Below are 26216 nucleotides of genomic sequence, written 5' to 3'. Positions count from 1 at the left end.
AAGGCTCCCGGACTTCAGGCGGCCTTGGTCACCTTGCCCGCCTTGATGCAGCGGGTGCAGGCCAGGACGCGCTCGATGCTGCCGCTCACGTTCGCGCGCACCTTCTGCAGGTTCGGCAGGGTCCGCTTCTTGGTCTTGTTGTTCGCGTGGCTGACGTTGTTACCCACCAGCGGACGCTTCCCACAGAGGTCGCACTTCCACGCCATGACTGCTAACTCCTTGAAAACTGGGGCGTTCGACAGCAGCCCATAAAAGAGCGGCGGACCCTACCAGAAACAGGCCGGAAATCCAGCCGGATCCGACCCGGGTCCTATCCCTTGAGCGGATCCTTCTTCTTCAACATGTCCTGTACCAGGCGCGCGGCCCGCATCCCCGCGAGCAGCTCGCCCTCCAGGCCCAGGCCGGGCAGCACCTCGCGGCCCGCCAGGATCACGTTCTTCGCGGGCGTGCGCTGCTTCAACCCCGTGACGCCCAGGAAGGCTTCCGTCTCGAAGCTGTAGAGCGGGTGGGGCATGAGCCGGCTGCCGCGCACCCCCCCGGCGTCCAGGTAGGGGACCGAGCGCAGCGCGCGGTGCTGCTTCGTGAAGGGCATCAGCCGGTCCAGGTGCTCGTCGATGCGCTTCGCCAGCGCCTGGAGGTGCTCCTCGCCCTCCTCGCGCGCGGAGGCCGGGACGAAGGCGCCGGCGCACACCACGCGCACGCCCTCCACGTCCTTCTGGCCCGAGGCCGCGGACGTGCGCGCCGGGTGCTGCTGCACGAGCAGCGGGCCCAGCTCCGGGTCCTGCGTGTCCACCAGCACCAGCTCGCCCATGCCCCGTGGGAGCGCCGCCTCCGGCACCACCCAGTTCACGCTGAAGAGCAGCGACTTGATGTTGGACTGGTCCAGGTGCTCCAGCAGGCCGCGGTGGTGCTTCTTGTCCGTCACCAGCCGGCGCAGCGCCCCGGAGTCCGTGGCCGTCACCAGGCACGACGCGCGGTAGAGCGTGTCCGAGCGCACCAGCTTCACGCCGGAGAACTTGCTGCCGTCGAACGCGAGCTCCTCGACGATGAAGCCCGCCGGGTTGTCGCGGCCCAGCACGTCGCCGCCCAGCTCCGTCAGCCGCCGGGTGAGCACGTCGCGCAGGGCGTCCATGCCGCCGGGGTAGGTGGACGGCGCGGTGAGCACCTGGGACAGGGCCCGCGTCTGCGCCAGGGGCGCGGCGGGCTTCTCCAGGTGGACGAGGAAGGGCAGCAGGCCGCGCACCAGCGTCAGCGCCGGATCATCGCCCGCGAGCCGGGGCGTGGCCTCCAGCGCCGGGTGCTCTTTGATCTGCCCCTTGAGCTTCCAGCCCTCGAAGAAGCCGTCGGGCGGCAGTGGGGGCCCGGCCTTGAAGAAGGCGTCGGTGGCCTCGTGCTGCGCGGCGCTGCCGGTGAGCGCGCCCTGGATGCCCTCGCCGGCCTCGCCGAACTCGCGCGTCAGCTCCGCGCGGCGGCGGGCGGCGTCCGCGGTCAGGTCCACCCGGTTCCGGGGCAGCACGAGCTGGAGCTCCGGCGCGTGGGGCCGCAGCGCGCGGCCGATGGCGGTGGACAGCCCCAGCTCGTTGAGGGCCTCGTCCACGGCGGGCATCGCCTTGAGGGGCGGCGCGACGAAGGGGGCGTAGGGCAGCACGAAGCCGTCGTGCTCGTAGCCGGGCCCCATGCCGTCGTGCTCCACCAGCAACACGCGGTGGTTGCGCTTCGCCAGGAGCGCGGCGGCGAGCGCGCCTCCGACCTGACTGCCCAGCACGATGACGTCGTACACGTGCCGGGACGGGCCCGAGGGGAGCTTGAGTTTGGCGGCGGACGTCGACATGGCCGCCGCACACTACACAACGTCACCGCGTCTGGCGCCCTTTTGGCGCCCCCAGGGCTCGCCCGGGGTGGGGCGTATCCGCCCCTCAGGCCCTGGACTTGAAGAGGCGCGCGAGCAGCTCCGGGGGCAGCGTGTCGAAGTCCGGGGCGGTGTAGTGGGCCCCCGCGTTCTTCAACGCCTCCGCGGTCGTGGTGGTGGTGATGCCCACGGTGACCATGCCGGCGGCGCGCGCGGACAGCACGCCGTTGATGGCGTCCTCGAAGGCCAGACACGACTCGGGGGGCACCTGGAGCGCCTTCGCCGCCGCGAGGAAGATGTCCGGCGCGGGCTTGCCGCGGGTCACCTGTTCGGCGCCGACGACGCAGTCGAAGAGCGGACGCACGGCGAGCCCGTCCAGCACCAGCTCGCGGTTGCCGTGCGGCGCGGCGGTGGCCACGGCCAGGGGCAGGCTCGCGTCGCGCAGGCGGTGGAGGAAGCCCTCCGCGCCCCGGTGCAGCGCCAGGTAGGGGCGGTAGATGGCGCGGTAGTGGGATTCCTTCTCCTCCGCGAGTGCGTTCAGCTCCGCGACGGAGAGGGTGCGGCCCAGCAGTTGCGGGAGGATCTCCTCGTTCTTCTTTCCCGCGAACTCGTTCTGGAAACGTTCCGCCGTCAGGTCTTCCAGACCGAGTTTCCGGGCGAGCGACACCCAGGCGCGGTTGTGGAAGTCCATGTTGTCGACGAGCGTGCCATCCATGTCGAAGACGGCGGCGAGCAGGGGGGCGGCTGCGGAAGTCATGTTCTCCCCAATACCGATTTCCGCCGCCATGTCACCCCTGAATCTCCCGTGCGAGCCCCTTCCGGGCTGATATCCCCCACGCCATGAGCGAGGACGTGCTGCTGGAGACTCGGGGGGCCGTGGGCCTGGTCACCCTCAACCGACCGAAGGCGCTCAACGCGCTCTCCCTGGAGATGTGCCGCGCGCTGCATCCCCGGTTGGACGCCTGGGCCGTGGATCCGTCCGTGAAGGCGGTGGTGATCCGCGGGGCCGGAGGCCGGGCCTTCTGCGCGGGAGGGGACGTGCGCGCGGTGGCTGGTTCGGTCGCACGGTCGGACGCGTCGCTGTCGCGCGAGTTCTTCCGTGCGGAGTACGCGCTCAACCATCGGATCCACCACTTCCCCAAGCCGTTCATCGCGTGGGTGGACGGCATCTGCATGGGCGGCGGGTTGGGGCTGTCCGTGCACGGGGCCTTCCGGATCGTGACGGAGAAGCTGGTGCTCGCGATGCCGGAGACGGCCATCGGCATCTTCCCGGACGTGGGCGGAGGGTGGTTCCTGCCGCGCTTCCCCGGCGAGGCGGGGACATACCTGGGGCTCACCGGCGCGCGGTGTGACGCGGCGGATGCGCTGTGGCTGGGCTACGCGACGCATCGGGTGGAGTCGTCGCGGATGGAGGACGTGTTGGGTGCGCTGGAGGCCGCGGACTGGAGCGGACCGGGGCGTGAGGTGGTGGCGCGCGTGCTCCAGGGCTTCCATCAGGAGCCCGGTGCTTCGGGGCTCGCCGCGCGGGCGGACGCCATCGACCGGTGCTTCCAGGGGAACCGTGTGGAGGACATCCTCACGGCGCTGGAGCGCGAGGGGACGGCGTGGGCGGAGGAGACTCGCGCGGCGCTGCTGCGCATGTCGCCCACGAGCCTGCGGGTGACGCTGCGGCAACTGCGCATCGGGCGCGGCCAGGACTACGACGCGACGGCGCGCATGGAGTACCGGTTGAGCCAGGCGCTGACCGCGCGGCCGGACTTCCAGGAGGGGATCCGCGCGGTGCTGGTGGACAAGGATCAGAAGCCGCGCTGGAGCCCGGCCACGCTCGCGGAGGTGGGCGACGCGGAGGTGGAGGCGTGCTTCGCGGCTCGGCCAGGTGACGAGCTGGAGTTGCCCGCGCTGGGCTGATCAGCGCTCGCCGCGACGGAGTCACCTCCGGCGCGAGGTGGCTACAGATCTTCGTCGCTCACGACGGTGCGCCCGTCCGCGCGCAGCAGCGCGGTGGTGATGCCTTCACCGGGGCGCAGCACGCCTGTCTCGTAGACGCGCTGGCTGCCGCACGAGGGGCTCTTCTCCTTCAGGAGCGCCACCGTGACGTCGAATCGCCGGACGGCGTCCAGGGCCTGCCGGGCGCCGTCCTGGAACGCGGCGGTGCGGTCCTCGCGCGTCTCCCGCGTGAGGGCCCGCGCACGGCCGGCCCAGACGTCCACGCCCGTGCCACCGGCGAGGTCCACGGGAGGCCGTGGAATGCCCAGGCCCGCGGCGGCCTCCGGGCAGATGGGGATGACGGCCTTGCCCTCCAGCGCCGCGAGCACGCGCTCCGAGCGCTGCGAGCGTCCGTCGTAGCGGCAGGCTTCGCCCAGCAGGCACGCGCTGACCATCACCGTGGGGGCCGCGCGCAGGGCCTCTCGTCGTGCCTCACGTGCGGACGCTTCGCCTTCCTCCGAGGGCGCGTGCTCGGCCTTGGTCACCTCGGGGCACCCGGGCTGCGGAGCGCCGTGCTGTCTCCCGTCACCCGCGCGTCCACCTTGGTTCGCGTCCCGTCCAGCGTCACCGCGCCCGTCACCGCCAGCCTCACCGCCAGCGGATACAGCCGGTGCTCCTCCGCGAGGATGCGCGCGCTCAGGCTCGCTTCGTCGTCCTCCGGGAGCACGGGCACCGCCGCCTGCGCGATGATGGGGCCCGTATCCGTGCCCGCGTCCACGTAGTGCACCGTGCACCCGGCCACCTTCACGCCGCGCTCCAGCGCCTGCTTCTGCGCATGCAGGCCCGGGAACGCCGGCAGCAGGGAAGGGTGGATGTTGAGCACGCGCCCCGGGAAGCGCTTCAGGAAGTCCGCGCTCACCAGCCGCATGAAGCCCGCCAGGCACACCCACTCCACGCCCGCGTCCGCCAGCACGCCGAGCACCGCCGCCTCGAAGTCCGCCTTCGACCCGAAGCCCTTGTGGTCCACCACCTCCGCGCGCACGCCCGCCTTCCGGGCGCGCTCCAGCGCGAACGCCGTGGGCACGTTGGACAGCACGCACGCCACCTCGGCCGGGTAGTCCGCCTGCCCGGCCGCGTCGAGCAGCGCCTGCAGGTTGCTCCCGCCGCCGCTGACGAGCACCCCCAGCCGCGCCCGCCGCGCGCTCATGGGTCGATGACCGCCGTGGCCTCGCCCTGGCCCGCTTCCACCCGGCCCACCTCGGACGCCTCCACGCCCCGGGCGCGCAGCACCTCCAGCGCCTTCGCCACGTCCTCCTTCGCCACCACGACGATGAGGCCCAGGCCCATGTTGAACGTGCTGAACATCTCGTCGCGCGCCACGCCGCCCGTCTTCGCGATGAGGTCGAAGATGGCCGGCTTCTTCCACGTGGACTCGCTCAGCACCGCGCGCGTCCCGTCCGGCAGGCACCGGGGCAGGTTGCCCGGGATGCCGCTGCCGGTGATGTGCGCCATGCCCTTCACCTTCACGGCCTGGCACAGCGCGAGCGCGTCCTTCACGTAGATGCGCGTGGGCTCCAGCAGCGCGTCACCCAGCGGCCGGTCCAGCCCCGGCGGCGTCATGTCCAGCGGCAGCTTCGCGTCGTCCAGCAGCACCTTGCGCGCCAGCGAGTAGCCGTTGCTGTGCAGCCCCGACGACGTCAGCCCGATGAGCGCGTCCCCCGGCTTCACCGTCTTGCCGTCGATGATGGCGGACCGCTCCACCACGCCCACGCAGAAGCCCGCGACGTCGTACTCGCCCCGCGCGTAGAAGCCCGGCATCTCCGCCGTCTCCCCGCCCAGGAGCGCGCACCCCGCCTGCTCGCAGCCCAGGGCGATGCCCTTGACCACCTCCGCCGCGGCGTCCACCTCCAGCTTCCCCGTGGCGAAGTAGTCCAGGAAGAAGAGCGGCTCCGCGCCACAGGTGAGGATGTCGTTCACCGACATGGCGACCAGGTCGATGCCCACCGTGTCGTGGCGCCCCGCCAGGAAGGCCACCTTCAGCTTGGTGCCCACCCCGTCGGTGCCCGCCACCAGCACCGGCGCCTGGTACTTGCCGGGCGGCAGGGCGAACAGGCCGCCGAACCCACCCACCCCGCCCAACACTTCAGGGCGCGTGGTGCGCGCGGCATGGGGCTTGATCTTCTCGACGAACGCGTCGCCGGCCTCGATGTCTACTCCGGACTGCTTGTAGGTCGTTCCCACGGGCCGGCCTTGTACCCCTCCCCGGCGCCCCTGTCTCGGGCCTCGGAAGGGACGTGTCGGGTTTGCGGCGGCGCGCTGCCCTCGGGCGCCCGCACGATATCGGTCTGGGATATTTGACCGGTGGGGTGGGGGCTGATTGACTCGCGGGCCAGATGGGCGCCGAGGAAACCCTCTTTCAACGTTTTGGCAAGGAGTTCCCCAAGGGCACCGAGCTCTTCCGCGAGGGAGAGATCGGCAAGGAGATGTTCGTCATCCAGTCCGGGAAGATCGCCATCTCCAAGCGCGTGCGCGACGTGGAGAAGGTGCTCGCCGTCCTGGGCCCGGGCGAATTCTTCGGGGAGATGGCCATCATCTCCAACAAGCCCCGGAACGCCTCCGCCGTCGTGCATGACGACGCGAAGCTGCTCGTCATCGACCCCAAGACCTTCGAGGCGATGATCCGCGGCAACGCGGAGATCGCCGTGCGGATGATCAAGAAGCTGGCCGAGCGCCTGTCGGAGGCGGACGCCCAGATCGAGAACCTGCTCCACGGCGACCCCGCCAGCCGCGTCGTGCATCAAATCCTCCAGGCCTGCCAGACGCGCGGCCGGCCGCTGGAGGAGGGCGTGGAGGTGGACTTCGCCATCCGGGAGATGCCCCGGCAGATCGGCGTGGGCGAGCCCGCCGTGCGCAGCATGCTGGAGCGCCTGGAGCGCGCGGGCCTCATCGAGCGCAGCGGTGACAGGGTGACCGTGTATGACACGGCCCGGCTGCATGACTTCCTCAACTACCTCGAGATGAAGTGGAAGTTCGGAGACCTCTAGCGTGAAGCTGCAAGTCCTCGGGTGCCACGGCGGCGAGCTTCCCACGTGCAGGAGCACCTGCTTCCTCGTGGACGACGTGCTCGCGCTCGACGCGGGCGCACTCACCGGCACGCTCTCGCTGGATCAGCTCTGCAAGGTCGACGACATCCTCGTCGGCCACAGCCACTTCGACCACGTGAAGGACCTGCCGCTGCTGGCCGACCTGGTCATCGGCCGCAGGGACAAGCCCGTCACCATCCATGCCTCCCGCGAGTGCGCCAAGGCGCTGCGCGAGAACATGTTCAACAACGCGCTGTGGCCGGACTTCACGCGCATCCCCACGCGCCACAAGCCCGTCCTGGCCATCAAGACCTTCCGCGCCGGCAGCACCTTCCAGGTGGGCCCCTACACCGTGAAGAGCGTGCCGGTGAGCCACCCCGTGGAGTCGTGCGCCTTCATCATCAGCGACGGCAAGTCCGCGCTGGCCATGAGCGGCGACACCGGCCCCACGGACAAGCTGTGGAAGGCGCTCAACGCCACGAAGAACCTGAAGGCGCTGCTTTTGGAGACCAGCTTCCCCAACAGCCTCCAGGCCCTGGCGGACATCTCCGGCCACCTGACGCCCGCCACCGTGGGCTCGGAGCTGCGCAAGTTCGAGCGCAACGGCGCCCAGGTGATGCTCTACCACCTGAAGCCCGCCTTCGTGACCCAGCTCAAGAAGGAGCTGGCCCCGCTGCCCGTGAACGTCCTGGAGCTGGGCGAGACGTTCCAGTTCTAGGGGACGTGCCGCGGCGCGGCGTACGCGGGTATTGACGGCCAAAGGCGGGCGGATTAACCCCCGGGCCTCATGGCCTGGTTCTCCAAGAAGCCCCGCATCGCCGTCGACGAAGAGAAAGCCGCCGAGCCCCAGCCCTCCCGCATGCAGGGCCTCTGGGCCAAGTGCGAGCAGTGCGACGAGATCATCTACCGCCAGGAGCTCGAGAAGAACTGGATGGTGTGCATGCACTGTGAGCACCACCACGCGTGGACGGCGCGCGCGCGGCTGGCGGCCACGCTGGATCCGGACTCCTTCGAGGAGTTCGACAAGGAGCTGGAGCCCCAGGACCCGCTCGGCTTCACCGACTCCAAGAAGTACAAGGACCGGCTCAAGTCCACGCGCAAGAACCTGGAGGAGAACGACGCGTTCATCTCCGGCGTGGGCCGCATCGAGGGCCACCCCGTCTCCGTGGGCTGCTTCGTCTTCGAGTTCATGGGCGGCTCCATGGGCTCCGTGGTGGGTGAGAAGGTCACGCGCGTGTTCGAGCGCGCCTTCGAGCTCAAGTGCCCCGCGGTGGTGTTCTCCGCCTCCGGCGGCGCGCGCATGCAGGAGGGCATCTTCTCCCTGATGCAGATGGCGAAGACGTCCGCGGCCATCGCCCGCTTCCGCACCAGCGGCAAGCCGTACGTCTCCGTGATGCTCAACCCCACCACGGGCGGCGTGGCCGCGTCCTTCTCCTGGCTGGGCGACATCATCCTCGCGGAGCCCAAGGCCCTCATCGGCTTCGCCGGCCCGCGCGTGATCGAGCAGACCATCCGCCAGAAGCTGCCGGAGGGCTTCCAGCGCTCGGAGTTCCTGCTGGACCACGGGATGATCGACGCCATCGTCCACCGCAAGGACCTGCGCGCGAAGCTGGGGCAGATCCTCGGCATGCTGGGGTAGGGCGGCGGACCCTCCACGCATGGACGCGCCCCGCGCCGCCCCCCGGACTCCGGAAGAGGCCCTGCGCTTCTTCCAGGCGCTCAACCCCTCCGGCATCAAGCTGGGCCTGGAGCGGGTGCGGGACGCGCTCGCCGCGCTCGGCCATCCCGAGCGCGACTACCCGGCGCTGCACGTCGCCGGCACCAACGGCAAGGGCAGCACCTGCGCCTTCGTGGCGCGGGCGCTGGAGGCCGCCGGGCACCGCGTGGGGCTCTACACGTCCCCGCACCTGGTGCGCGTGAACGAACGGATCCGCGTGTCCGGCGCGGACATCCCGGACGCCGTCTTCGGCCAGCGCATCCTGGAGGTCCTGGAGCGCTACCCCTCCGCGCTGTCGGACCCGATGACGTACTTCGAGTTCGGCACCGTGGTCGCGCTCTGGCACTTCTCCCGCGAGCGCGTGGACGTGGCCGTGCTGGAGACGGGCCTGGGCGGCCGGCTGGACGCCACCACCGCCGCGGACCCCGTCGTCACCTGCGTCACCCCCGTGTCCTTCGACCACATGGAGTACCTGGGCCACACGCTTCGCGAGATCGCCGGGGAGAAGGCCGGCATCTTCAAGCCGGGCGTCCCGGTGGTGCTGTCCCGGCAGGAGCCGGAGGCCCTGGACGCGCTCCTGCGCCGCGCGGAGGCGCTGGCCGTGCCCGTCCAGGTGGAGGGCCGCGACTTCGGCATCGTCCCCGGGTCCGATGGGACGCTCTCGTATCGGGGACCCGGCTGGTCGCTGGAGGGTCTCACGCTCGCGCTGCGCGGGCCGTATCAGCGTCAGAACGCGGCGGTGGCCCTGGCCTGCCTGGAGGCCCTCCGGGCCCGGGGCGTGGCGGTGACGCCGGAGGCCGCGCGAGAGGGCCTGGCCACCGCGCGCTGGCCGGGGCGGCTGGAGGAGGTGGCCCAGGGCCCGACGGTGGTGGTGGACGGGGCCCACAACCCGGCGGGCGTGGCGGTGCTGCTGGAGGCCCTGCGCACCCTCTACGCCGGGCGGCCCTTGCACCTGGTGTTCGGGGTGGTGGCGGACAAGGACCGGGGGCCGATGATGCGGGCGCTGTTCCCGCTGGCGGCCTCCGTGCACCTCACGCCGCTGGACACGCCGCGCTCGCTTGCCCCGGAGCGATACATGGCGGAAGCCGGGGCTTTGTGTTCACGGGTCGTCGCGCACGCCTCCCTGGAGGACGCACTTGCCGGAGCGAGGGCCGATGCAGTGGGTCGTCCAGATGGCGTCGTGCTCGCTACAGGCTCACTGTTCCTGGTAGGCGCCGTGAAGCGATGGGTTGACCGAAGCCTTGGCGCGATGCGGTAGCAGCAGTAACTTTGCGACATGCGCCTGCCGGACTGGAGATCAGCGCTTCCGGGACCTCCGATGCCCACCGTCGATGAGGTCGATTTCCGGGCGTTGTACTCCAAGACCAACTACGTGGTGGAGACGGCGGACGGCTGGTCGCTCGTCATCACGCGCTACCGGCCGGTGAAACAGGCGTTCGCGCAGCCGCTGTTCGGTGAGCCGCTGCTCCTGGTGCACGGCTTCTCCCAGAACCGGCACACGTGGACGAGCGGCCAGTTCGTCAAGAACCTGCTCTTCTTCGGCGTGGACATCCACATCCTGGAGCTGCGCGGGCACGGCAAGAGCTCCATCGCCTTCCAGAAGGAGCGCGCGGAGCGCTTCAAGCGCCCGCTGCCGCAGGACCTGGACTACGGCTGGGACCTGGACAGCTACTTCCTCTACGACCTGCCGGCGGCCGTCTCCGGCGTCAAGCGCATCACCCGGCGCGAGCGCGTCTTCTACTGCGGCCACTCCATGGGCGGCATGCTGGGCTATGGCTACGCCGGCATCCACGACGACTTCGAGGGGCTCATCACCATCGGGTCGCCCGCGGACCTGGGGCGCGGCTTCATGCTCCTGCGCATGCTGGCGCACGGCTCGCCGCTGCTCGCGGGCGCGGTGGACATGACGCTGGGCGGGCTGAACCTGAACCGCCGCGCGTCCTCGCTGGGCCGCTCGCTGCTGGCGAAGGGGGCGGGCGCCTTCAGCCCCGCGCTCCAGAAGCGCCTGGAGCCGGATGCGCCCAAGCCGCTCGTGTTCAACGCGGTGCCGGTGGACGTGGTGCTCAAGTGGGTGGAGCGCCAGTTGGCGCACGCGGACGAGTCCGCGCTGTATCAGCGCTTCACGCGCAAGCTGAACCGGCTCATCAACACGGAGCGTGTCAGCCGCGACGACATCCGGTGGCTCCTGCGCGAGGGCGGCGAGCGCGAGCCCCGCAAGGTGATTGAACAGTTCGCCCGGTGGATCCGCCGCGGCGAGATGGTCTGCTACCGCACGGACTACGACTTCAAGCGCGGCTTCGGGAAGATTGAGATCCCCATGGCCATCATCTTCGGGGACATGGATCCGCTGGCGTCCGTGGAGTCCACGCGCAGCGTGTACCGCGCCGCGAAGAGCGAATACCTGCTGTGGCGCCCGGTGAAGGGCAACAGCCACGTCGAGCTCACCATGGGGCACGACATCCGGCAGATCTGCTACGACATCAAGAACCTCATCGAATACACCCGCACGCACCGCACGCGCTCGCCGTCCATGCCGCGCTTGCGTTGAAGCGCGGACGTTCCGGCCGGACTGAAAAGTTGGTGCCTCCCGGGTGCGTGATAATTTCGCGCGCGTCTGTCTTCTGACGCATGTCACGGGAGTGGTCGATGAAGGGCTTGGCGGTGTCACTGCTCGGGTTGTGGCTGGTGCCCATGGTGGCGCTGGCGCAGCAGCCGGTGGACTTCAACACCATCACGTCCGTCACCGTGAGCGGCGGAACGGTGGAGATCACCGGCAGCAAGAAGGCGGACTTCAACAGCTTCACCATGACGGACCCGCCCCGGCTCGTCATCGACGTGTCCGGCGCCGTCTTCAAGGACGTGCCCGAGGAGCTGCCGGTGGGCAATGGCACCGTGACGGGCATCCGCACGCAGGCCTATGGCACGGAGTCCTCGTCCATCGCGCGCATCCTCATCGGCTATGAGCGCGAGGTGGAGACGGACATCCAGGCCTCCGGCAACAAGCTGGTGGTGAAGGTCCTGGGCGGCGGGGGCAACGCGGCCGTCGCGCAGCTCACCCCCGCGGAAGGGCAGGGCGCCCCCGCGCAGGGGACCGCCGCGGCCAACACCCAGGCCGGCTCCAACGCGCAGGACGCGGCCCGCGCCGCCGCGTCGGACCGGGAGGCGCAGGAGAAGGCCGTGAAGGCCGCCGCGGACGCCGCCCGGGCGGAGCGCGAGGCCCAGGAGAAGGCCGCCGCCGAGGCCGCCGCCCGCGCCAAGGCGGACGCGGACGCGGAGCGCAAGCGCCAGGAGGAGGCCCAGGCCGCCGCGAAGCGCCAGGATGAGGAGCGCCGCGCGTCGGAGCAGGCCGCCGCCGCGGAGCGCAAGCGTCAGGAGGAGGAGGCCCAGGCCGCCGCGAAGCGCGCCGAGGACGAACGCCGCGCCAGCGCGCAGGCCGCCGCCGACCAGAAGCGCCAGCGCGAAGAGGACGCGAAGGCCGCCGCCGACGAGAAGCGCGCCGCCGCCCAGGCCGCCGCCGAGGAGAAGCGCGCCGCCGCCCAGGCCGCCGCCGAGGAGCGCCAGGCCTCCGCGAAGACGGCCGCGGAGCAGAAGCGCGCCGCCGCGCAGGCCGCCGCCGAGGCGAAGCGCCAGAAGGAAGAGGAGCGCCAGGCCGCCGCCCAGGCCCGCCGCGAGGAGCAGCAGTCGGCCCGCGAGGCCGCCGCCGAGGCGAAGCGCCAGCGCGCGGCGGAGGCCCGTGAGCGCAGCGAGCAGGCCGTGGCGGCCCGTGAGTCGCGCGCCCGCCCCAGCCAGGGCAGCGCCGCGTCCACGTCTCGCGAGAGCGGCGGGGGCGCGGTGTCGTCGCGGCGCAAGACGATGACGCAGATTGGCTTCCAGCAGCAGCCGGACAGCTCGCGCGTCTTCGTGCGCACCAACGAGCCGGTGCGCTACACGGTGAACGGCTCCGGCAACCAGGTGGTGCTGGAGCTGGAGAACACGCGCGTGGTGGAGTCCAACAACACGCTGCCCCTGGACACGCACTTCTTCCCGTCGGCCGTGTCGCGGGTGGAGGCGTTCTCCAACGCGGGCCAGTCGGTGCGCGTCGTCATCCAGCTCAAGCAGGGGGTTCGTTATGAGACACGCCAGGAAGGCGGCCTCATCACCCTCGACTTCCCGCGTCCGGGCCGGTAGGACGGGTCGGGCGCCGTTGCCGGCACGGCGCCCACCGCCCACGCCTCCCGCATGACCTTCCTTGCCCCGGTCGTCCTGACGCTCTGGGTGTCGGCCCAGATTCCGCTGGCCACGCAGGTGGAGCTGCCCACCGGCGAGGTCGTGGAGCTCGCGGCCGATTACGTCGTCTACGAGAACGACATCCTCACCGCCCGGGGCCACTGCGAGCTGCGCAGCGGCCCCAACGTGCTGCGCGCGGACGAGGTCACGTACAGCGAGGCCACGCAGGTGGCCACCGCCACCGGCAACGTGATGTTCGTCAGCGGCCTGATGGCCGCCATCGCGGACGACGTGCGCGTGGACCTGCGCTCCAACGAGGCCAACGTGAAGGGCGGCCTCTTCATGCAGAAGAAGGGCGTCACCCCCGAAGCGCTCCAGGCCGCCAAGACGCCGGACGAGCTGCGCAAGCTGGGGGAGACGCCCGTCCTCATGAGCGGCACGCGCATCCGCCGCACCGGCGAGACGGCCTTCTCCGTGGACGGCCTGGCCTTCACCCCGTGCCAGTGCGGCCCGGGCGAGCCGGGCTGGCGCGTGGAGGCGAAGGAGGCCAACGTGAAGATGGGCGAGCGCGCCATCCTCACCTGGCCCGTGGTGTACGTGCGCTCGGTGCCGGTGTTCGCGCTGCCGTGGCTGTACCTGCCCCTGGCCGAGCGCCGCACCGGCCTGCTCATCCCCCGTCCGTCCAACTCCGGCCTCAACGGCTTCGGGCTGGAGCAGCCCGTCTTCGTCACGCTGGGGGAGAGCTACGACCTGACGTTCACGCCGGGCATCTACACGGGCGGCGGCGACGTCACGAACGCGTTCTACACCCAGCGCGAGGGGCGGGAGATCCGCGAGCCCCGCACCAACGGCGTGAAGGGCCCCCGGCTGCTCACCGAGTTCCGCTACGTCCCCAGCGACCGCACGCGCGGCCGGGCCACGCTGGGCTTCCTCTACGACCTCCGCCCCCGGTTGAACCCCACGACCTACGACTTCCTCCGCGTCTACCGGGAGGTCGCTCCCGGCGTGCGCGACTACACGTCGGAGATCGTCGACGAGAAGCGGGGCCTGCGCGGCGAGGCGTCCTGGCAGCACACCCAGGACCTGGGTGACGGCTGGCACGACCGCGTGGACGCGTACTTCGTGTCGGACGGCTTCTACACGCGCGACCTCACCGCCGACCTGCTGGTGCAGAACACCAACTACCTGCGCAGCACCGCCATGGTGTACCAGCGCCGTGACGACCGCTACCTGGGGCTGGACGTGTCGCTGCGCCAGGACCTGCGCTACCCGTTCCGCTTCTTCCAGACGAACACCATCCCCGCCGTGGCCACGGCGGACAACGTCGCCACCAACCCCCACGGCCCCACGACGTTCCAGCGCCTGCCGGGCATCACCCTGGCGCTGCCCCAGCGGCCCCTCTTCGGCGGGCGGGTGATGGGCGGCATGCAGGTGGAGTACAGCCGGCTGGCGCCCCTGCTCAGCGGCGGCTTCGCGGACGACGGCTCCGACGGGCTCTTCTCCCTCAACGGCGCCTGGCGCCCCGAGGGCACGCCCCTGGAGAGCGGAGGCGTACCCGATGAGCTGGAGGGCAACGGCCGCCTGGACCCCACCGAGCGCGAGGGACGCGATCGCGTGTCGCTCGCCCCGCGCCTGTCCACGTCCTACGGGCTGGGCGACTGGGGCCGGCTGACGCCCTCCGTGGCGCTGCGCCAGGACGTGTCCGTGGGCGAGGTCTCCGGCCGCACCGCCGCGCGCGGCTATGCGCTGGCGGACCTGGTGCTGGACTCCCAACTGGCGCGCACCTTCGTGGACCGGGACACGCTCTACCGTCACACGGTGTCCCCGTCCGTGGCCCTGCGCTACGTGCCCGGCGGCTGGGGGCACGGGCTCACCGCCCTCAACGGCGGCGGCACCGGCACCGTGCCGCTCGTCTATGACGAATGGGACTCCGCCGTGCCGCTCCAGTCCGACGGCAGCGTGCGCGGCTTCCTCCACGCCGTGGTCGCCGTGGACCAGACGCTGCGCGTCCGCAAGGGGCCCTCCACCCGCGAACCGCTGCGCCTGCGCATCGGCCAGGGCTTCGACCTGTCTCGCATCTCGCCCGTCGCGGGCCGGGACAGCGTGCAGGGCAGCGTGCTGCGCGACACCTTCGCCCGCCTGTCCGCCAGCGCCGGGGTCCTCACCGCGGGCGGGCTCGTGCGCATGGATCCCACGACGCTCGACATCACCCAGTTGTCCGCCGACTTCACCATCGACAACGGCAAGGGCAACGCGCTGTACGCCCGCTACGACGACCTGCTGGCCGTGAAACAATTGTCAATTGATCGTGGGTTGGATCCCCTGGCACAGGGACCCGATTTCGTCCGTCGGGGAGTGGACATGCTGGTAGGAGACGCACCTCGTCCCCTGCCGTCCCACAATGACCAGGTCGACCCCTCTCCGACCGAGCGGGCGCAGGCACTCACTGTCGGTACGCGAATCAAGCTCGGATTCGGGCTCGGGTTGCGATACGAAGCGTTGGTGCAACCGCTTTATAAGGATCTGATTACCCAGGAAAGTCAGCCCCTTGCGCAGCAGACCTTTGGCGTGTCGTATGGACCCGCCTGTGACTGCTGGCGTATCGAGGGGGTGGTGATCCTGCGGCGCAACCAGTCGCCGGAGTTCGCCGGCGTGAACCTGAGTGTGGCCGGATTCGGATCCTTCGGGTCGGGTGGATAGGAATCACCCGCCGTACGCGAGCGTTGCACTCACCTCGGAAACATCCCCCCTAGAGGAGAAGTACTTCGTGTCGGATCTCGGAAAAAGAATTGGCCAGCGCATTCGCGAGCTTCGCACGCAGCGCCCGGAACGATGGACGCAGGAGGAGCTCGCGGAGCGAGCGCAGATCAGCGTGTCCTTCCTGTCGATGATCGAACGCGGCGAGCGCGTGCCCCACGTGGAGACCCTGGCGGCGCTGTCCAACGCCCTCAGCGTCAGCCTCGGTGAGCTCTTCACGGGCACCGAGCAGACGCCCGCCCAGACGGAGGACCTGCTGCGTCCCCTGTCTGACTTCGCCCGCGCCCGCGGCCTCAACGCGCGCGACGTGGACCGCCTGCTCGGCGTGGCCCGCGTGATGTTCAACGGCTCGGCGGCCTGAGTCCCCTCCTGGGGAGGGCCCTTCCCCGTGCGTGCCCCTTCCGCCCGCCTCCCCCTCGGGCGCGGCGGAGGGCCCCACGTAAGGATTGACCCCGGAGCCCCGCGTCCGTAGCGTGGCTGGCTGATTCTTGAATCAACCAGCCGTGGGAGGACGCGTGGGCCAGCAGAAGACGGCGCCGGAGAGCGGGACGCGGGAGAGCGAGCGCCGCCGCACCATCCTGCGGGCCGCCATCGACGTGTTCGCCCGCAAGGGCTACCACGGCTGCCGCATCGCGGACGTCGCCAAGGAGGCGGGCGTCGCGTACGGGCTCGTCTACCACTACTTCAAGAACAAGGATGAGCTGCTGGAGACCGTCTTCGAGACGGGCTGGAGCGGCTTCATCGCGCGTGCGCGCGCCGTCGCGGAGAGCGAGGGGCCGCTGGTGGAGAAGGTCCGCCGCATCGCGGACGTGGCCTTCGAGGCCTACCGCGTGGACCCCCGCGCGGTGAAGGTGCTCATCCTGGAGATTGCCCGTTCCCCGGCCGGCGCCCGCATCAACCGGCAGACGGCGTTCGTGGACGTCATCCGCCTGAGCGCGCAGATGTTCACCCGCGCGAAGGAGGCCGGGGAGCTGCGCCCGGACGTGGATCCGCTGCTCGCGTCCGCGCTGCTCTTCGGCTCCATCGAAATGGGGCTCACCGCCTTCGTGGTGGGGCTGGCGGACGCGCGCGACACGGCGATGCTCGAGCGCGCCAAGGCGCAGATCGCCGACTCGTTCCTCCACGGCGTGCTGCTGGGCGGCGCGTCCCCTTCGGCGGAGCCCGTGAAGCCCGAGCCCGCGAAGCACGAACTCCCCAGGGGCGAGGACCCCCCGGACGTGGCCCCGCTGAAGCGGGAGAAGGCCGCGCCCAGGGCCCGGGCGCCCAAGCGCGGCTGAAAGCGGGCCCGCGCTACGGGTTGCCCAGGCCGGGCGCGTTGGTGGCCACGCCCGGCGCTTCCGGGGCGCCGGTGAAGTCCAGCTTGAGCAGCGTCTGGCCATCCACCCAGCGGTCATCCGCCTTCACGCCCCAGTGGAGGTGCGGGCCGGTGACGCGGCCGGTGCTGCCCACCAGGCCCAGCGGGTCTCCCTGCTTCACCTGCGCGCCGTCCTTCACGTCGATGCGCGACAGGTGGAAGTACGCGGTGTAGAGCCCCGCGCCGTGGTGCACGAGCACGGTGTTGCCGGACGCGTAGTTGTCGCGCGTCATCACCACCGTGCCGTCGTTGGCGGCGACCACCGGCGAGCCCGTGGCGCCGTCCAGGTCCACGCCGAAGTGCTGCGTCTGCAGCTTGCCGTTGAACGAGCGGCGGTCGCCGAACGGCGCCGTCACCGTGGCCTCGCGCGGCCAGGCGAAGTTCCGGCCGAACAGCGGCTTCTGGAAGGGCTGCGCGAACGCCGCGGCGAACGCCTTGCGGTCCGCCTCCATGCGCGCCTTCACCGCCTTGGGCGGCTTCACGTACTTGTTGGCCACGCGCAGCTCGCGCTCGCGGAAGCCCGGCGCGCCCACGTTGAGCACGCCGGACAGCAGCACCGGCAGGCCGCGCCCGGGGGCCGTGACGTCCACCGGCACGCTGCCCTCCACCTGCTCCACCGGCAGGCTGGAGAGGGCCGCGTAGCCGTTGTTCCACGCGAAGAAGCGCAGGGGCCGGCCCGCGAGCGTGCCCGTGGGCAGCGAGGACGCGCCGCTCACCGTCACCAGCACCGGATCACCCGGCTTGGGGTTGGCGGGCTGGAGCGACAGGCGGGGCCCGTCCACGGGCGCCACCTTCAGCGGCGCCAGCTCTCCCTGGAGCACGGCGCCCGGCGTGGGCGCGCCCGGAGCGCGGAGGCCCGACGCGGTGGGCGCCGCCGCGGCGCCCGGCACGCTGCCTGTCACCACGGCGGGGGCCGTGGAGGCGGCGAGCACCGGAGACCCGGAGGCGAGCAGGGAGAGGACGAGGACTCGGGCGGCGGAAGGGTTCCGGGCGGGCATGGGCCGTTCTTTACACCACGCGCGCGCGGAACCTTCCCGGAGCGGCGACGGGCGTGTTGGCTGTCTGCTTCTCTGCTCGGAAGGGCCCGGCTGGATGCCTCCTGCATGACGTCCGGCCGCCCGCCCTGGAGGCAGGCACCGGATGCGTGCCATTGCCGGTACTTGGGTGCCCCCAAAGGCGAAACAGTGTTCCTGGCCGGACGTGCGGCAGGCAGCCGTGCCAGTTCTCCCCGTGTCAAGGCGTTACGGACGGCGAGGGGCTCCCTAGCTTTCCCACATCAACGCAGCACATCAATTTCGAAAGGGAGGACGCGCATGCCTCGCTCCTACAGCTTCGACCACTTCCAGGTTCCCAAGACGCTCCCGCCGCAGAAGCGCAGCCTGCGTCAGCGCGACAAGGAGCACCTGTCCCAGTCCGCGCGCGTGTCGGTGGGCGAGCACGAGGGCGTCCACTACGGCAAGAGCCACGCGCAGACGGAGGAGATCCTCACCGCGCGCAAGATGGAGCTTCAGTTGGAGGAGCTGGCCCGGCCGGAGGCGGACGCCAAGTTCTCCCACGGGCCGGTGTCGCGCGTGAGCGGCGCCGCGAAGAAGCAGCGCAAGGCGGCTGCTTCGCCCGTCATCGGGACGACGGCGCCCATCGGCGCGCTGCCGCCCACCCAGGAGCGGCCGATGCAGCAGGGGCGGCTGCCGGACCTCATCGACGAGGCGCGCCGCCAGCTCAAGGCCATCCAGTCCGGCGTGGGCGACGTGGCGACGGCCATGCAGCGGCTGGCGGCGCTGCCCCTGGAGGCGGTGCGCCTGGCGGCCCGCCGCATCATCCCGGCTTGAAGGAGGGTGGACGACGCGTGGAGCTGACCCTGGTCTCCTACAACATCCACTCCGGCATCGGCGTGGACGGAGCGTTCGACCTGGAGCGCGTCGGCTCGGTGCTCCGCGAGGTGAACGCGGACATCGTCGCCCTGCAGGAGGTGGGGGACTTCCGGGGCAAGACGCCCCGGGAGGACCAGCCCGAACACCTGGCGGAGATGCTCGGGATGCACATGGCCTTCGGACCCAACGTGGTCCGCAACGGCCGCCGCTACGGCAACGCCATCCTCAGCCGGCTGCCGGTGCTCAAGTCGAAGAACTACGACCTGAGCGTGCCGCGCCGCGAGCCCCGGGGCGCGCTGAGATGCGACCTGGACCTGGGAGGAGGGCAGCAGTTGCACGTCTTCTGCCTCCACCTGGGCCTGTCCGTGAGCGAGCGGCGGCGCCAGGAGGCGCTCCTCCTGTCCGCCGACCTGCTCCGCGACGCGGCCCGCAAGGACCCCATGGTGGTGTGCGGGGACTTCAACTCCTGGGGCAACGGCCCGGTGTCGTCGCTGGTGCGCGAGGCCATCCACGACGCCGCGTTCGAGCTGGGCGCCGCCGCGCGCACGTACCCCACGCGGCTGCCCCTGTTCCGCCTGGACCGCATCTACGTGGACTCGGGGGTGCGGCCGGTGTCGGTGACGCCGCACCGCTCGCCGCTCAGCCGGGTGGCGTCGGACCACCTGCCGCTGGTGATGCGCTTCGAGGCGCCCATCGCGGTGCAGCCGCCCGTCGCGCCGCCGGTGCAGCTCATCGGCTAGGGGGGCTTGCGGTAGACTTGTTCGCGGATCCGGTGGTTTCTCGCGTTGAGTGGCCGACGCTGGCGAACGCCGGACAAATTCCTCGCGCCGTGGTTGTCGCGGGGAGGTGGGGTGCCTAGGTTGGCGCCCACGCGCACAGGGACGTGAGCGTCGGCCGGAGAGCGCATGCACGTGGGCAGTGAACAGACGGATCGCGGCGTCGCCGCGCTCGTCGGGCGCATGGCGGACGGCTTCAGTCGGTTGGTGACGCAGCACCTCCAGTTGGCGCGCGTGGAGCTGGCGGAGGACGCGAAGGCCATGGGCCTGGACGTGGCGAGCATCGCCGTGTTCGTGCCCTTCCTGCTCGTGGGGTACGCCTTCGTCTGCGGGGCGCTGGCGGCCGTGCTCGCTCCGTGGACGGGGTGGGCGGGGGCGCTGGCGCTCGTGGGCGCGGCCAACCTGGTGGGCGGCGGCCTGGGCATCCTGCGCGCGGTGAAGCGGATGAAGTCACGCCAGATGATGGATGACAGCGTGAGCGAGCTGTCGCGCAGCATGGCGGCGCTCACCACGGCGCAGCCGCGGGTGGCCCCGGCGCCCGGGGTGAACACGCTGAAGGACGCAACGGGAATGGCTTTCAAGGAGCCGCGGGATGGCCGCTAGCAATGGACACCTGCCGCGCACCAGCGCGGCGCTTCGCGAGGAAATCGAGCGCACCCGGGCCGACCTGGCCACGTCGGTGAGCGCGCTCCGGGTGGAGGTGGCGGAGGTCACGGACTGGCGGCAGTGGGTGCGCAAGCATCCCTACGCCTGCGTGGGGACCGCCTTCCTCGTCGGTTACCTGGTGGGCTCGCGGCGCTGAGGCTGCACCGGCGGGCCTGGATGCAGAAGCTTCAAGACGCAATCGGAAAACGAACGCACATCAGAGGGCTTCCATGGAAATCAATCCGCAGCAGATGGCAGACCGGGCACGGCAGATTCAGGACCAACTGCCGAACATGGACGAGGCGCGGCAGAACCTGGTGGACCTGAACAACCAGGTCGTCGGGTTCATCAAGGCCAACCCCGGCACGTGCCTCCTGGGCGCCATCGCCGTGGGTTTCATCGTGGGCCGCATCGCGTCCCGCTAACCGCTTGCCGGACCAAGGGAGCACGGACATGACGAACTACTCGGGCACGACGGGTAACGGCACGGCGCACGGCGAGGACGCGGGCTTCGGCCAGCGCGTGGATCAGCTCGGCTCGGACGCGCAGCAGTTCATCGACAACGCGCGCAGCGCGGTGGCGGACCTGGGGCAGACGCTGGACCTGAAGGGGCGCGTGGAGCGCAACCCCTATGGCACGCTGGCCATCGCCGTGGGCGTGGGCTACGTGCTGGGCGGCGGCCTCTTCACGCCGCTGACCGGTCGCATCCTCAAGCTGGGCGTGCGGCTCGCCGCGCTGCCCTTCGTGAAGGATGAGCTGCTGGGCATGGCGGAGTCCGCCTTCCAGGGCTATCAGACGGGCCGGGGCACGCCGCCCTCGGGCAGCGTCTAGGATTCAGTCGAAGCACCCCAGGTCTTTCCCCGAAGTCATTTCCCCGGAGTCGGACATGCTGAGCCTGAAGGACTTGAAGAAGCTGGACCGCGACGACGTGCTGGACCTCATCGGCCTGGAGACGCGCCGCACGACGGCGGAGACGGCGCTGCCGGCGCTGGGCATCTTCGCGGCGGGCGTGCTGGTGGGCGTCGGCGTCGGCCTGCTGCTCGCGGACAAGCCGGGCCAGCAGCTCCGCGGCGACCTGCGCCAGCGCATCCAGGGCGGCCAGGACAAGCTCGCCACGGCCATCAACAACGCGCGCGGCTCGGAAGGCCAGCAGGGCGCCGGCTCCACGGTGCCGCCGGGCCAGCGGACGACCTGATTCCAGGGCGCGCCGTCGAGTCACACCCGGGCCTCTTCCCGCTCAAGGCGGGGAGGGGCCTTCGTGTTTCCGGCTAGGATGCGAGCCGATGGGTACGAAGCCGCCCGGGGCCAAACCGCCACCGAGACATGACACGCCCGTGGATGTGCCCGCCGTGGACGAGTCCCCGGCGCTCCCCACGCGAAGCACAGACCTGCCGTGGGCCTCCGGCCCCGAGGGCGCGCTGGGGCCGTTGCGCGCGCTGGAGACGCTGGAGTCCGCGTACGACGCCTGGGAGGAGCTCAAGCGCGGTCACGCCGCCTCCGTCATCCAGTTCCGCGAGGAGCAGGCCCGGCTCACGCAACAGGGCTCCTTCCTGCTGGGCGCGGTGCGCGCCGCGGGCATGGACGCCGGTTCGACAACTCCGGGACTTCAGCCGCAGGGCGCCGCCAGCGACTTCCTGCGCGACGCGGAGGCGAAGCTCGCCAAGGCGCGCGACGCCGTCTCCCAGCGCGAGGCCGAGAGCGAGGCCCGTTACCAGGCCGCGTTCACGGAGGTCCGCGCCACGCTGCTGGACCGCGTCCAGCGCTACCTCCAGCGCAGCCAGCCGCACCTCACGCTGCTGTTGCGCCGCGTGGGGGCGGAGCGCTCCATCCTCCACGTCGCGCGCGTGCAGCCGGACGAGGCCGTCCTGCTCTGCTACCTGCTCACGCAGCGGGTGCCGTCCCGCTACGGCTTCCTCTTCGACGACTCCACCGAGGACCTGTCGCTTCCGCCCGCGCCGCTCTACGCGGAGGAGTCCGTCGCCTCCGGCGCCGTGCGCCCGGACGCGCCGGGCCTGCTGCGCGTCATCGAGGCGAGCACGGACGTCGTGCCGCTCAAGGGCTTCATCCCCCTGCGCGTGCCCAGGGCCGGGGGAGGGGAGGACTTCTTCCGCCTCCTCCAGCGCGGCGCGGTGATGGAGGTGGAGATCGCGGACGGGCCGGACTTCCGCAGCATCCTCACCCGCGAAGAGTCGGAGCGCTTCGCGGGTCACCTCCTGCGCCTCAAGCTGGAGGGGCGCATCGGGCTGGACATCGAGGCGGGGTAGGCGCGCCTCCGCGCTCAGTTCGTCCGCACGATGCCCACTTCCGCGGTGCCCGCCAGGACGACGCTGCCCAGGAAGAGGTTGTCGGACTCCGGGCCGCCCATGCGCACGGCCTGGAAGATGACCAGGTAGGTCTGCTTCGGGTTCGGGAACGCGGTGGCGGGGATCGTTACGCGGGCCTCCCGGAACAGCGCCGGGGTCGCCGCCAACTGGAGGAACTCCACCGGCGACGTGGGCACGTTCGAATAGGTGGCCTGGCCCTTCTCCCCGTTCGAACCCAGCGGCACCACCGTCACGAAGCCCAGCGTGCGGTCCTGGTTCGCCGGAGGCGCCGGCCGGTCGAACGCGAACGCCGTGTTGGCGTTGATGCGCACGAAGCCCTCCGCCGGGTGGAACGCCGGGATGGCCTCCTTCGTCGGCGCGTCCTCCACCCGCGCCTCGTACTTCGTCCCGTTCTGCTCCGCGAAGAACGAGTAGGTGGCGCCGGACGCGTACGTCAGGTCGTCCGTGGAGTCGCTCGTCACGCCGTAGCTGCCGCCGCCCTGGCCGTTGAGCGTGACGCCCGCCGCGCTCCCGGCGTTCAGCGTCACCTTGGCGCCGCTCACGCCCTGCGGCTGCGCGTTCTCCCCCGACTTCGTCCCGAAGAACACGAACGCCGCCGTCTGCCCGGGGAAGCTCACCACGTCCCCGCCGTCCGGCCCGAAGGTCCCCGCGTCGTAGCCCGCCATCGCGGACGCGGACACGTCCACCTGCGGCGTCGCGAGCAGGGTGCCCACGATGACGTGGTCCGCCGTGAGCTGGTTCGTCGTCTTCTCCAGGTCACAGGCGAGCGGCGAAAGCAGGGACACGGTGGCCAGGGCGGACAGCAACAGGCGTTTCATGGGCACTCTCTTGAACGGGGCACGGTTGACGGCGGCCAACCATACCCCGCGTGTTGCCCATGGGCGCGAGGCTCCGGCGGAGTATCCTGTGCGCCGCTCGTGCAACGCCTCCGCATCCACTCCTCTGGCCGCCGCTTCCTCCACCGGCTCGGCTTCTCGCTCGCCATGGCGGCCCTGTTCGGCTGCCTGCTCGGCCTGCTCGTCTCCCACCGCGTCACGGGCCCCGTGCGGCCGGAGGACACGCCCGCGCCCCTGCTGTCGCCCTCGGGCTTCATCGACGGGCTCTCGCACTGGCTCGACGGCGGCGAGCGCGTCTTCTACGACTGGCGCATCCGCCAGCTCGGAGAGGTGTCCGAGCGCTCCGACCGGGTGGTGCTCGTCTCCATCGACGACGACACGCTCGCCGAAGCCCAGCAGGGCCCGCGCGCGGAGATCGCCGCGTACCCGTGGCCGCGCCAGGTCATGGGCGGCATGGTGCACCGCCTGGTGGAGGAGGGCGCCTCCGTGGTGATGCTGGACTTCACCTACCCGGAGCTGAGCCCCCGCGCCTGCGTCACCCCCACGCGCTCGGGGCGGGGCGCCCTGTCCCAGGACGACGACGCGCTCCGCGCCCTCCTGGACCAGGACCCCGGCCGCTCCGTGCTCGCCTTCCGCTGGGGCGCCGAGGGCACCCGCACGCTGCCTCCCACCGGCCGCCTGTGGCCCTACCGCGTCCGTCTGGGCAGCTACCCCAACGTCACCGAGGCCCGCGCCCGGGCGCAGTCCGTGCTCGCCCTCCAGCGCCCCGCGTTCCTCATCCCCGCCGGCAAGGCCCTGGAGGTCTGGGCCGGCGTCGCGGACGAGGGCGAGGGCCGCGGCCTGGGCGAGCAACTGGGCACCGCCGCCGCGTCCATCCAGGAGCGCCGCGCCGCGGACGACGCCTTCCGCGTGGCCCCGTCGGACCTGTTCCTCGCCCTGGCCTCCGTGCAGGTGCAGGGGCTGGATCCGGAGAAGCTCCTGGAGGTGCGCCAGCTCCAGCACCCGGTGACGCCGCTGCTCGGCCAGGCCAGCGGCTACGGCGCCACCACGCTGCCCGCGGACCCTGACGGCGTGGTGCGCGGCGTGCCCCACCTCGTCGCGTACAGCCCGCGCGGTGGCGAGCGCTACGTGCTGCCCTCGCTGCCCCTGGCCGCCGCCATGCGGCTCGCGGGCACGCAGACGCTGCGGTACGCGGACGGGCGCCTCCACATCGGGGACAAGTACTCCGTGCCCATGGACGCGGCCGGCTACAGCCTGCTGCGCTGGGAGGCCCCGTCCGCCACCCGCGGCGCGCGCGGCCCGCTCGCCCGCTCCATCCGCGCGTGGAACGTGCTGCTCAACCTCTTCGACTCGCAGGAGGCCCGGCCCGTCCGCTTCGACCATGACCTGGAGGGCCGCGCCGTCATCCTCACCAACACCAGCAGCTACGCGCCCGAGCGCCGGGTGACGCCCATCGGGCCGGGCATCGCCAACGGCGCCGTGCTGGGCCAGGCGCTCGCGAACATCCTCGCGTCGGACGGCATCACCCGCGCGCCGCCGAGGGTGGACATGCTCGCCACGATGGGGCTCGCGTTCATCGGCGCGTTCCTGGCGCTGTCGTTCAGTTGGCTCCTGCGCTCCGTGGGCGGCGCCTTCCTCTTCGTCTGCGTGGCGGTGGCGGCCGGGGCGGGCTACGTGGGCGCGGCGGGCTACGTCTTCGTGCATGACCAGGTGTGGGTCGCCGTCGCGGGGCCGCTGTGGTCCGGCGGGCTCGCGTTCCTGGTGACGACCCTCTACGCCTTCCGCACGGAGCAGGACGTGCGCGAGTTCGTGCACAGCGCGCTGGGCCGCTACGTGAGCCCGGACGTGGCGCGGCTGGTGGCGCGCGACGTGAGCCTGATGAAGCCGGAGCGCCGGCAGATGACCGTGTACCTCTGCGACATCGAGGGCTTCACGCGCCTGTCGGAAGCGCTGCCGCCGGAGCAACTGGTGCCGCTGCTCAACACCTTCCTCACGGAGATGACCGCCGTGGTGCGCGCCACGGCGGGGCAGGTGGACAAGTACATGGGCGACTCCGTGATGGCCTTCTGGGGCGCGCCCGTGCGCACGGATCGCCACGCGCACCTGGCCTGCGAGGCGGCGCTGAAGCTCCAGGCGGCGCTCGCGCAGAAGCAGCCCCACTGGGAGAAGCAGTTCGGCCACCGGCTGTCGGTGCGCGCCGGCATCGACACGGGCGACCTGCTGGTGGGCGACATGGGCAGCGAGCTCAAGTCGAACTACACCGTCATGGGCGACGCGGTGGGCATGGCCGGCAGGCTGGAGGCGGCCAACAAGCAGTACGGCACCCAGGTGCTGGTGGGGCAGGCCACCGCGCAGCTCGCCCGCGACGCGTACGTCTTCCGCGAGGTGGACCGCGTGCTTCTGCGGGACAAGCCCCAGCCCGTGCGCGTGCACGAGCTGCTGGGCCGCCGGGGCGAGTTCTCCCCGGAGAAGCAGGCGGGCATCGCCCTCTACGAGAAGGCCCTCACCGCCTACTACGGCCGCGACTTCATCCTGGCCCAGGAGCTGTTCCGCCGCTGCGGCGTGGAGCACGGCGACCCGGTGGCCCGCGTCTACGTCGAGCGCTGCCAGCGCCTCATCCAGACGCCGCCGCCCGAGGACTGGGACGGCGTCATCCGCTGGGGCCGGCGCAGCACGGACTCGCGCTAGGCCGGGCGGCAGGCGTTCGTTGACGAGTCCGGCGGGGACGCACGGCGCGAGCGGGCCTGTCCGAGGTCCATGCCCGGGCGGGAGGCCCCCTCGGAAGACGAAGCGCTGAAACCTGTCCGACTGGAGGTCTGCGCGGAATAGCGAGGCCAGTTGGCCGGCTGCCAAGCGACAAGGGGGACAGGAG

At 71.4% G+C, this 26216-nt stretch carries 27 protein-coding genes; 19 read left to right on the top strand and 8 right to left on the bottom strand.

Features of this window, described 5'->3' with window-relative positions; genetic code table 11:
* Positions 1 to 14: 14 nt before the first annotated feature.
* The 3 genes from rpmB to K8556_RS32845 form a co-directional block, all read right to left on the bottom strand.
* Complete coding sequence (gene rpmB / locus K8556_RS32855) at positions 15 to 206, bottom strand: 50S ribosomal protein L28 (protein ID WP_014398134.1); 192 nt, start codon at positions 204 to 206, stop codon at positions 15 to 17.
* Between the two features lie 104 nt (positions 207 to 310).
* Positions 311 to 1831, bottom strand: a complete 1521-nt coding sequence (locus K8556_RS32850; RefSeq protein ID WP_223744061.1) for an NAD(P)-binding protein — start codon at positions 1829 to 1831, stop codon at positions 311 to 313.
* Between the two features lie 85 nt (positions 1832 to 1916).
* Entirely contained in the window at positions 1917 to 2606 is a 690-nt protein-coding gene (locus K8556_RS32845; protein ID WP_223744060.1) for an HAD family phosphatase, read from the bottom strand.
* A gap of 83 nt (positions 2607 to 2689) precedes the next feature.
* On the opposite strand from K8556_RS32845, the gene K8556_RS32840 reads away from it, so the two are divergent.
* Positions 2690 to 3757, top strand: coding sequence for an enoyl-CoA hydratase/isomerase family protein (locus K8556_RS32840; protein WP_223744059.1), 1068 nt, complete (start codon positions 2690 to 2692; stop codon positions 3755 to 3757).
* 41 nt (positions 3758 to 3798) lie between these two features.
* On the opposite strand, the gene K8556_RS32835 is transcribed toward K8556_RS32840, so the two are convergent.
* The 3 genes from K8556_RS32835 to purM form a co-directional block, all read right to left on the bottom strand.
* On the bottom strand, positions 3799 to 4230 hold the full coding sequence (locus K8556_RS32835) for a DUF523 domain-containing protein (RefSeq protein WP_255652806.1): 432 nt from the start codon (positions 4228 to 4230) through the stop codon (positions 3799 to 3801).
* A gap of 86 nt (positions 4231 to 4316) precedes the next feature.
* Positions 4317 to 4982 carry a phosphoribosylglycinamide formyltransferase gene (gene purN, locus K8556_RS32830; protein WP_223744057.1) on the bottom strand — a complete coding sequence of 222 codons (666 nt, stop codon included), beginning with the start codon at positions 4980 to 4982 and terminating at the stop codon, positions 4317 to 4319.
* Positions 4979 to 6016, bottom strand: coding sequence for a phosphoribosylformylglycinamidine cyclo-ligase (gene purM / locus K8556_RS32825; protein ID WP_206792430.1), 1038 nt, complete (start codon positions 6014 to 6016; stop codon positions 4979 to 4981). The genes purN and purM overlap by 4 nt, the downstream gene beginning before the upstream one ends.
* Before the next feature lie 152 nt (positions 6017 to 6168).
* Here purM and K8556_RS32820 point away from each other — a divergent pair, with 152 nt between their 5' ends.
* From K8556_RS32820 to K8556_RS32780, 9 genes are all read left to right on the top strand, one after another.
* Positions 6169 to 6819, top strand: coding sequence for a Crp/Fnr family transcriptional regulator (locus tag K8556_RS32820; RefSeq protein WP_014398127.1), 651 nt, complete (start codon positions 6169 to 6171; stop codon positions 6817 to 6819).
* Position 6820: 1 nt separating this feature from the next.
* Positions 6821 to 7576, top strand: coding sequence for an MBL fold metallo-hydrolase (locus tag K8556_RS32815; protein WP_120621281.1), 756 nt, complete (start codon positions 6821 to 6823; stop codon positions 7574 to 7576).
* Between the two features lie 69 nt (positions 7577 to 7645).
* Positions 7646 to 8497, top strand: a complete 852-nt coding sequence (accD, locus tag K8556_RS32810; RefSeq protein WP_223744056.1) for an acetyl-CoA carboxylase, carboxyltransferase subunit beta — start codon at positions 7646 to 7648, stop codon at positions 8495 to 8497.
* 19 nt (positions 8498 to 8516) lie between these two features.
* Entirely contained in the window at positions 8517 to 9833 is a 1317-nt protein-coding gene (locus K8556_RS32805) for a folylpolyglutamate synthase/dihydrofolate synthase family protein (RefSeq protein WP_223744055.1), read from the top strand.
* Between the two features lie 18 nt (positions 9834 to 9851).
* The gene (locus K8556_RS32800; protein ID WP_370640004.1) at positions 9852 to 11123 is read left to right on the top strand and encodes an alpha/beta hydrolase; all 1272 of its coding nucleotides are present in this window, start codon (positions 9852 to 9854) and stop codon (positions 11121 to 11123) included.
* A gap of 98 nt (positions 11124 to 11221) precedes the next feature.
* Positions 11222 to 12742 carry an AMIN domain-containing protein gene (locus K8556_RS32795; RefSeq protein WP_223744053.1) on the top strand — a complete coding sequence of 507 codons (1521 nt, stop codon included), beginning with the start codon at positions 11222 to 11224 and terminating at the stop codon, positions 12740 to 12742.
* A 51-nt stretch (positions 12743 to 12793) separates the two neighbouring features.
* The gene (locus tag K8556_RS32790) at positions 12794 to 15481 is read left to right on the top strand and encodes an LPS-assembly protein LptD (protein WP_223744052.1); all 2688 of its coding nucleotides are present in this window, start codon (positions 12794 to 12796) and stop codon (positions 15479 to 15481) included.
* Positions 15482 to 15548: 67 nt separating this feature from the next.
* The gene (locus K8556_RS32785) at positions 15549 to 15899 is read left to right on the top strand and encodes a helix-turn-helix domain-containing protein (protein WP_014398120.1); all 351 of its coding nucleotides are present in this window, start codon (positions 15549 to 15551) and stop codon (positions 15897 to 15899) included.
* 154 nt (positions 15900 to 16053) lie between these two features.
* The gene (locus tag K8556_RS32780; protein WP_223744051.1) at positions 16054 to 16815 is read left to right on the top strand and encodes a TetR/AcrR family transcriptional regulator; all 762 of its coding nucleotides are present in this window, start codon (positions 16054 to 16056) and stop codon (positions 16813 to 16815) included.
* Between the two features lie 13 nt (positions 16816 to 16828).
* On the opposite strand, the gene K8556_RS32775 is transcribed toward K8556_RS32780, so the two are convergent.
* Positions 16829 to 17890 carry a M23 family metallopeptidase gene (locus K8556_RS32775; RefSeq protein ID WP_223744050.1) on the bottom strand — a complete coding sequence of 354 codons (1062 nt, stop codon included), beginning with the start codon at positions 17888 to 17890 and terminating at the stop codon, positions 16829 to 16831.
* 315 nt (positions 17891 to 18205) lie between these two features.
* Here K8556_RS32775 and K8556_RS32770 point away from each other — a divergent pair, with 315 nt between their 5' ends.
* From K8556_RS32770 to K8556_RS32735, 8 genes are all read left to right on the top strand, one after another.
* Positions 18206 to 18721, top strand: a complete 516-nt coding sequence (locus tag K8556_RS32770; protein ID WP_223744049.1) for a hypothetical protein — start codon at positions 18206 to 18208, stop codon at positions 18719 to 18721.
* 17 nt (positions 18722 to 18738) lie between these two features.
* Complete coding sequence (locus tag K8556_RS32765) at positions 18739 to 19503, top strand: endonuclease/exonuclease/phosphatase family protein (RefSeq protein WP_223744048.1); 765 nt, start codon at positions 18739 to 18741, stop codon at positions 19501 to 19503.
* A gap of 165 nt (positions 19504 to 19668) precedes the next feature.
* The gene (locus K8556_RS32760; protein WP_223744047.1) at positions 19669 to 20142 is read left to right on the top strand and encodes a phage holin family protein; all 474 of its coding nucleotides are present in this window, start codon (positions 19669 to 19671) and stop codon (positions 20140 to 20142) included.
* The gene (locus K8556_RS32755) at positions 20132 to 20341 is read left to right on the top strand and encodes a DUF3618 domain-containing protein (protein WP_120549964.1); all 210 of its coding nucleotides are present in this window, start codon (positions 20132 to 20134) and stop codon (positions 20339 to 20341) included. Before K8556_RS32760 ends, K8556_RS32755 begins: the two co-directional genes overlap by 11 nt.
* Positions 20342 to 20414: 73 nt before the next feature.
* Complete coding sequence (locus K8556_RS32750) at positions 20415 to 20609, top strand: hypothetical protein (RefSeq protein ID WP_223744046.1); 195 nt, start codon at positions 20415 to 20417, stop codon at positions 20607 to 20609.
* Between the two features lie 28 nt (positions 20610 to 20637).
* A complete protein-coding gene (locus tag K8556_RS32745) occupies positions 20638 to 21015 on the top strand; it encodes a hypothetical protein (RefSeq protein ID WP_223744045.1) in 378 nt (125 codons plus the stop codon).
* A 55-nt stretch (positions 21016 to 21070) separates the two neighbouring features.
* Positions 21071 to 21379 carry a hypothetical protein gene (locus tag K8556_RS32740; RefSeq protein WP_223744044.1) on the top strand — a complete coding sequence of 103 codons (309 nt, stop codon included), beginning with the start codon at positions 21071 to 21073 and terminating at the stop codon, positions 21377 to 21379.
* An 88-nt stretch (positions 21380 to 21467) separates the two neighbouring features.
* Complete coding sequence (locus K8556_RS32735) at positions 21468 to 22448, top strand: hypothetical protein (protein ID WP_223744043.1); 981 nt, start codon at positions 21468 to 21470, stop codon at positions 22446 to 22448.
* Between the two features lie 14 nt (positions 22449 to 22462).
* Here the strand turns inward: K8556_RS32735 and K8556_RS32730 are convergent, their stop codons facing one another.
* Positions 22463 to 23326 carry a hypothetical protein gene (locus K8556_RS32730; protein ID WP_223744042.1) on the bottom strand — a complete coding sequence of 288 codons (864 nt, stop codon included), beginning with the start codon at positions 23324 to 23326 and terminating at the stop codon, positions 22463 to 22465.
* 99 nt (positions 23327 to 23425) lie between these two features.
* On the opposite strand from K8556_RS32730, the gene K8556_RS32725 reads away from it, so the two are divergent.
* Positions 23426 to 26032 (top strand): CHASE2 domain-containing protein, encoded by a 2607-nt coding sequence (locus K8556_RS32725; protein WP_370640003.1) that lies wholly within the window; start codon positions 23426 to 23428, stop codon positions 26030 to 26032.
* Positions 26033 to 26216: the final 184 nt, after the last annotated feature.

The sequence above is a fragment of the Corallococcus sp. AS-1-12 genome (genome assembly GCF_020036995.1).
Taxonomy (GTDB): Bacteria; Myxococcota; Myxococcia; order Myxococcales; family Myxococcaceae; genus Corallococcus.
The sequence above is the reverse complement of the archived record's forward strand: the minus strand, read 5'-3'. Positions and strand labels throughout refer to the sequence as shown.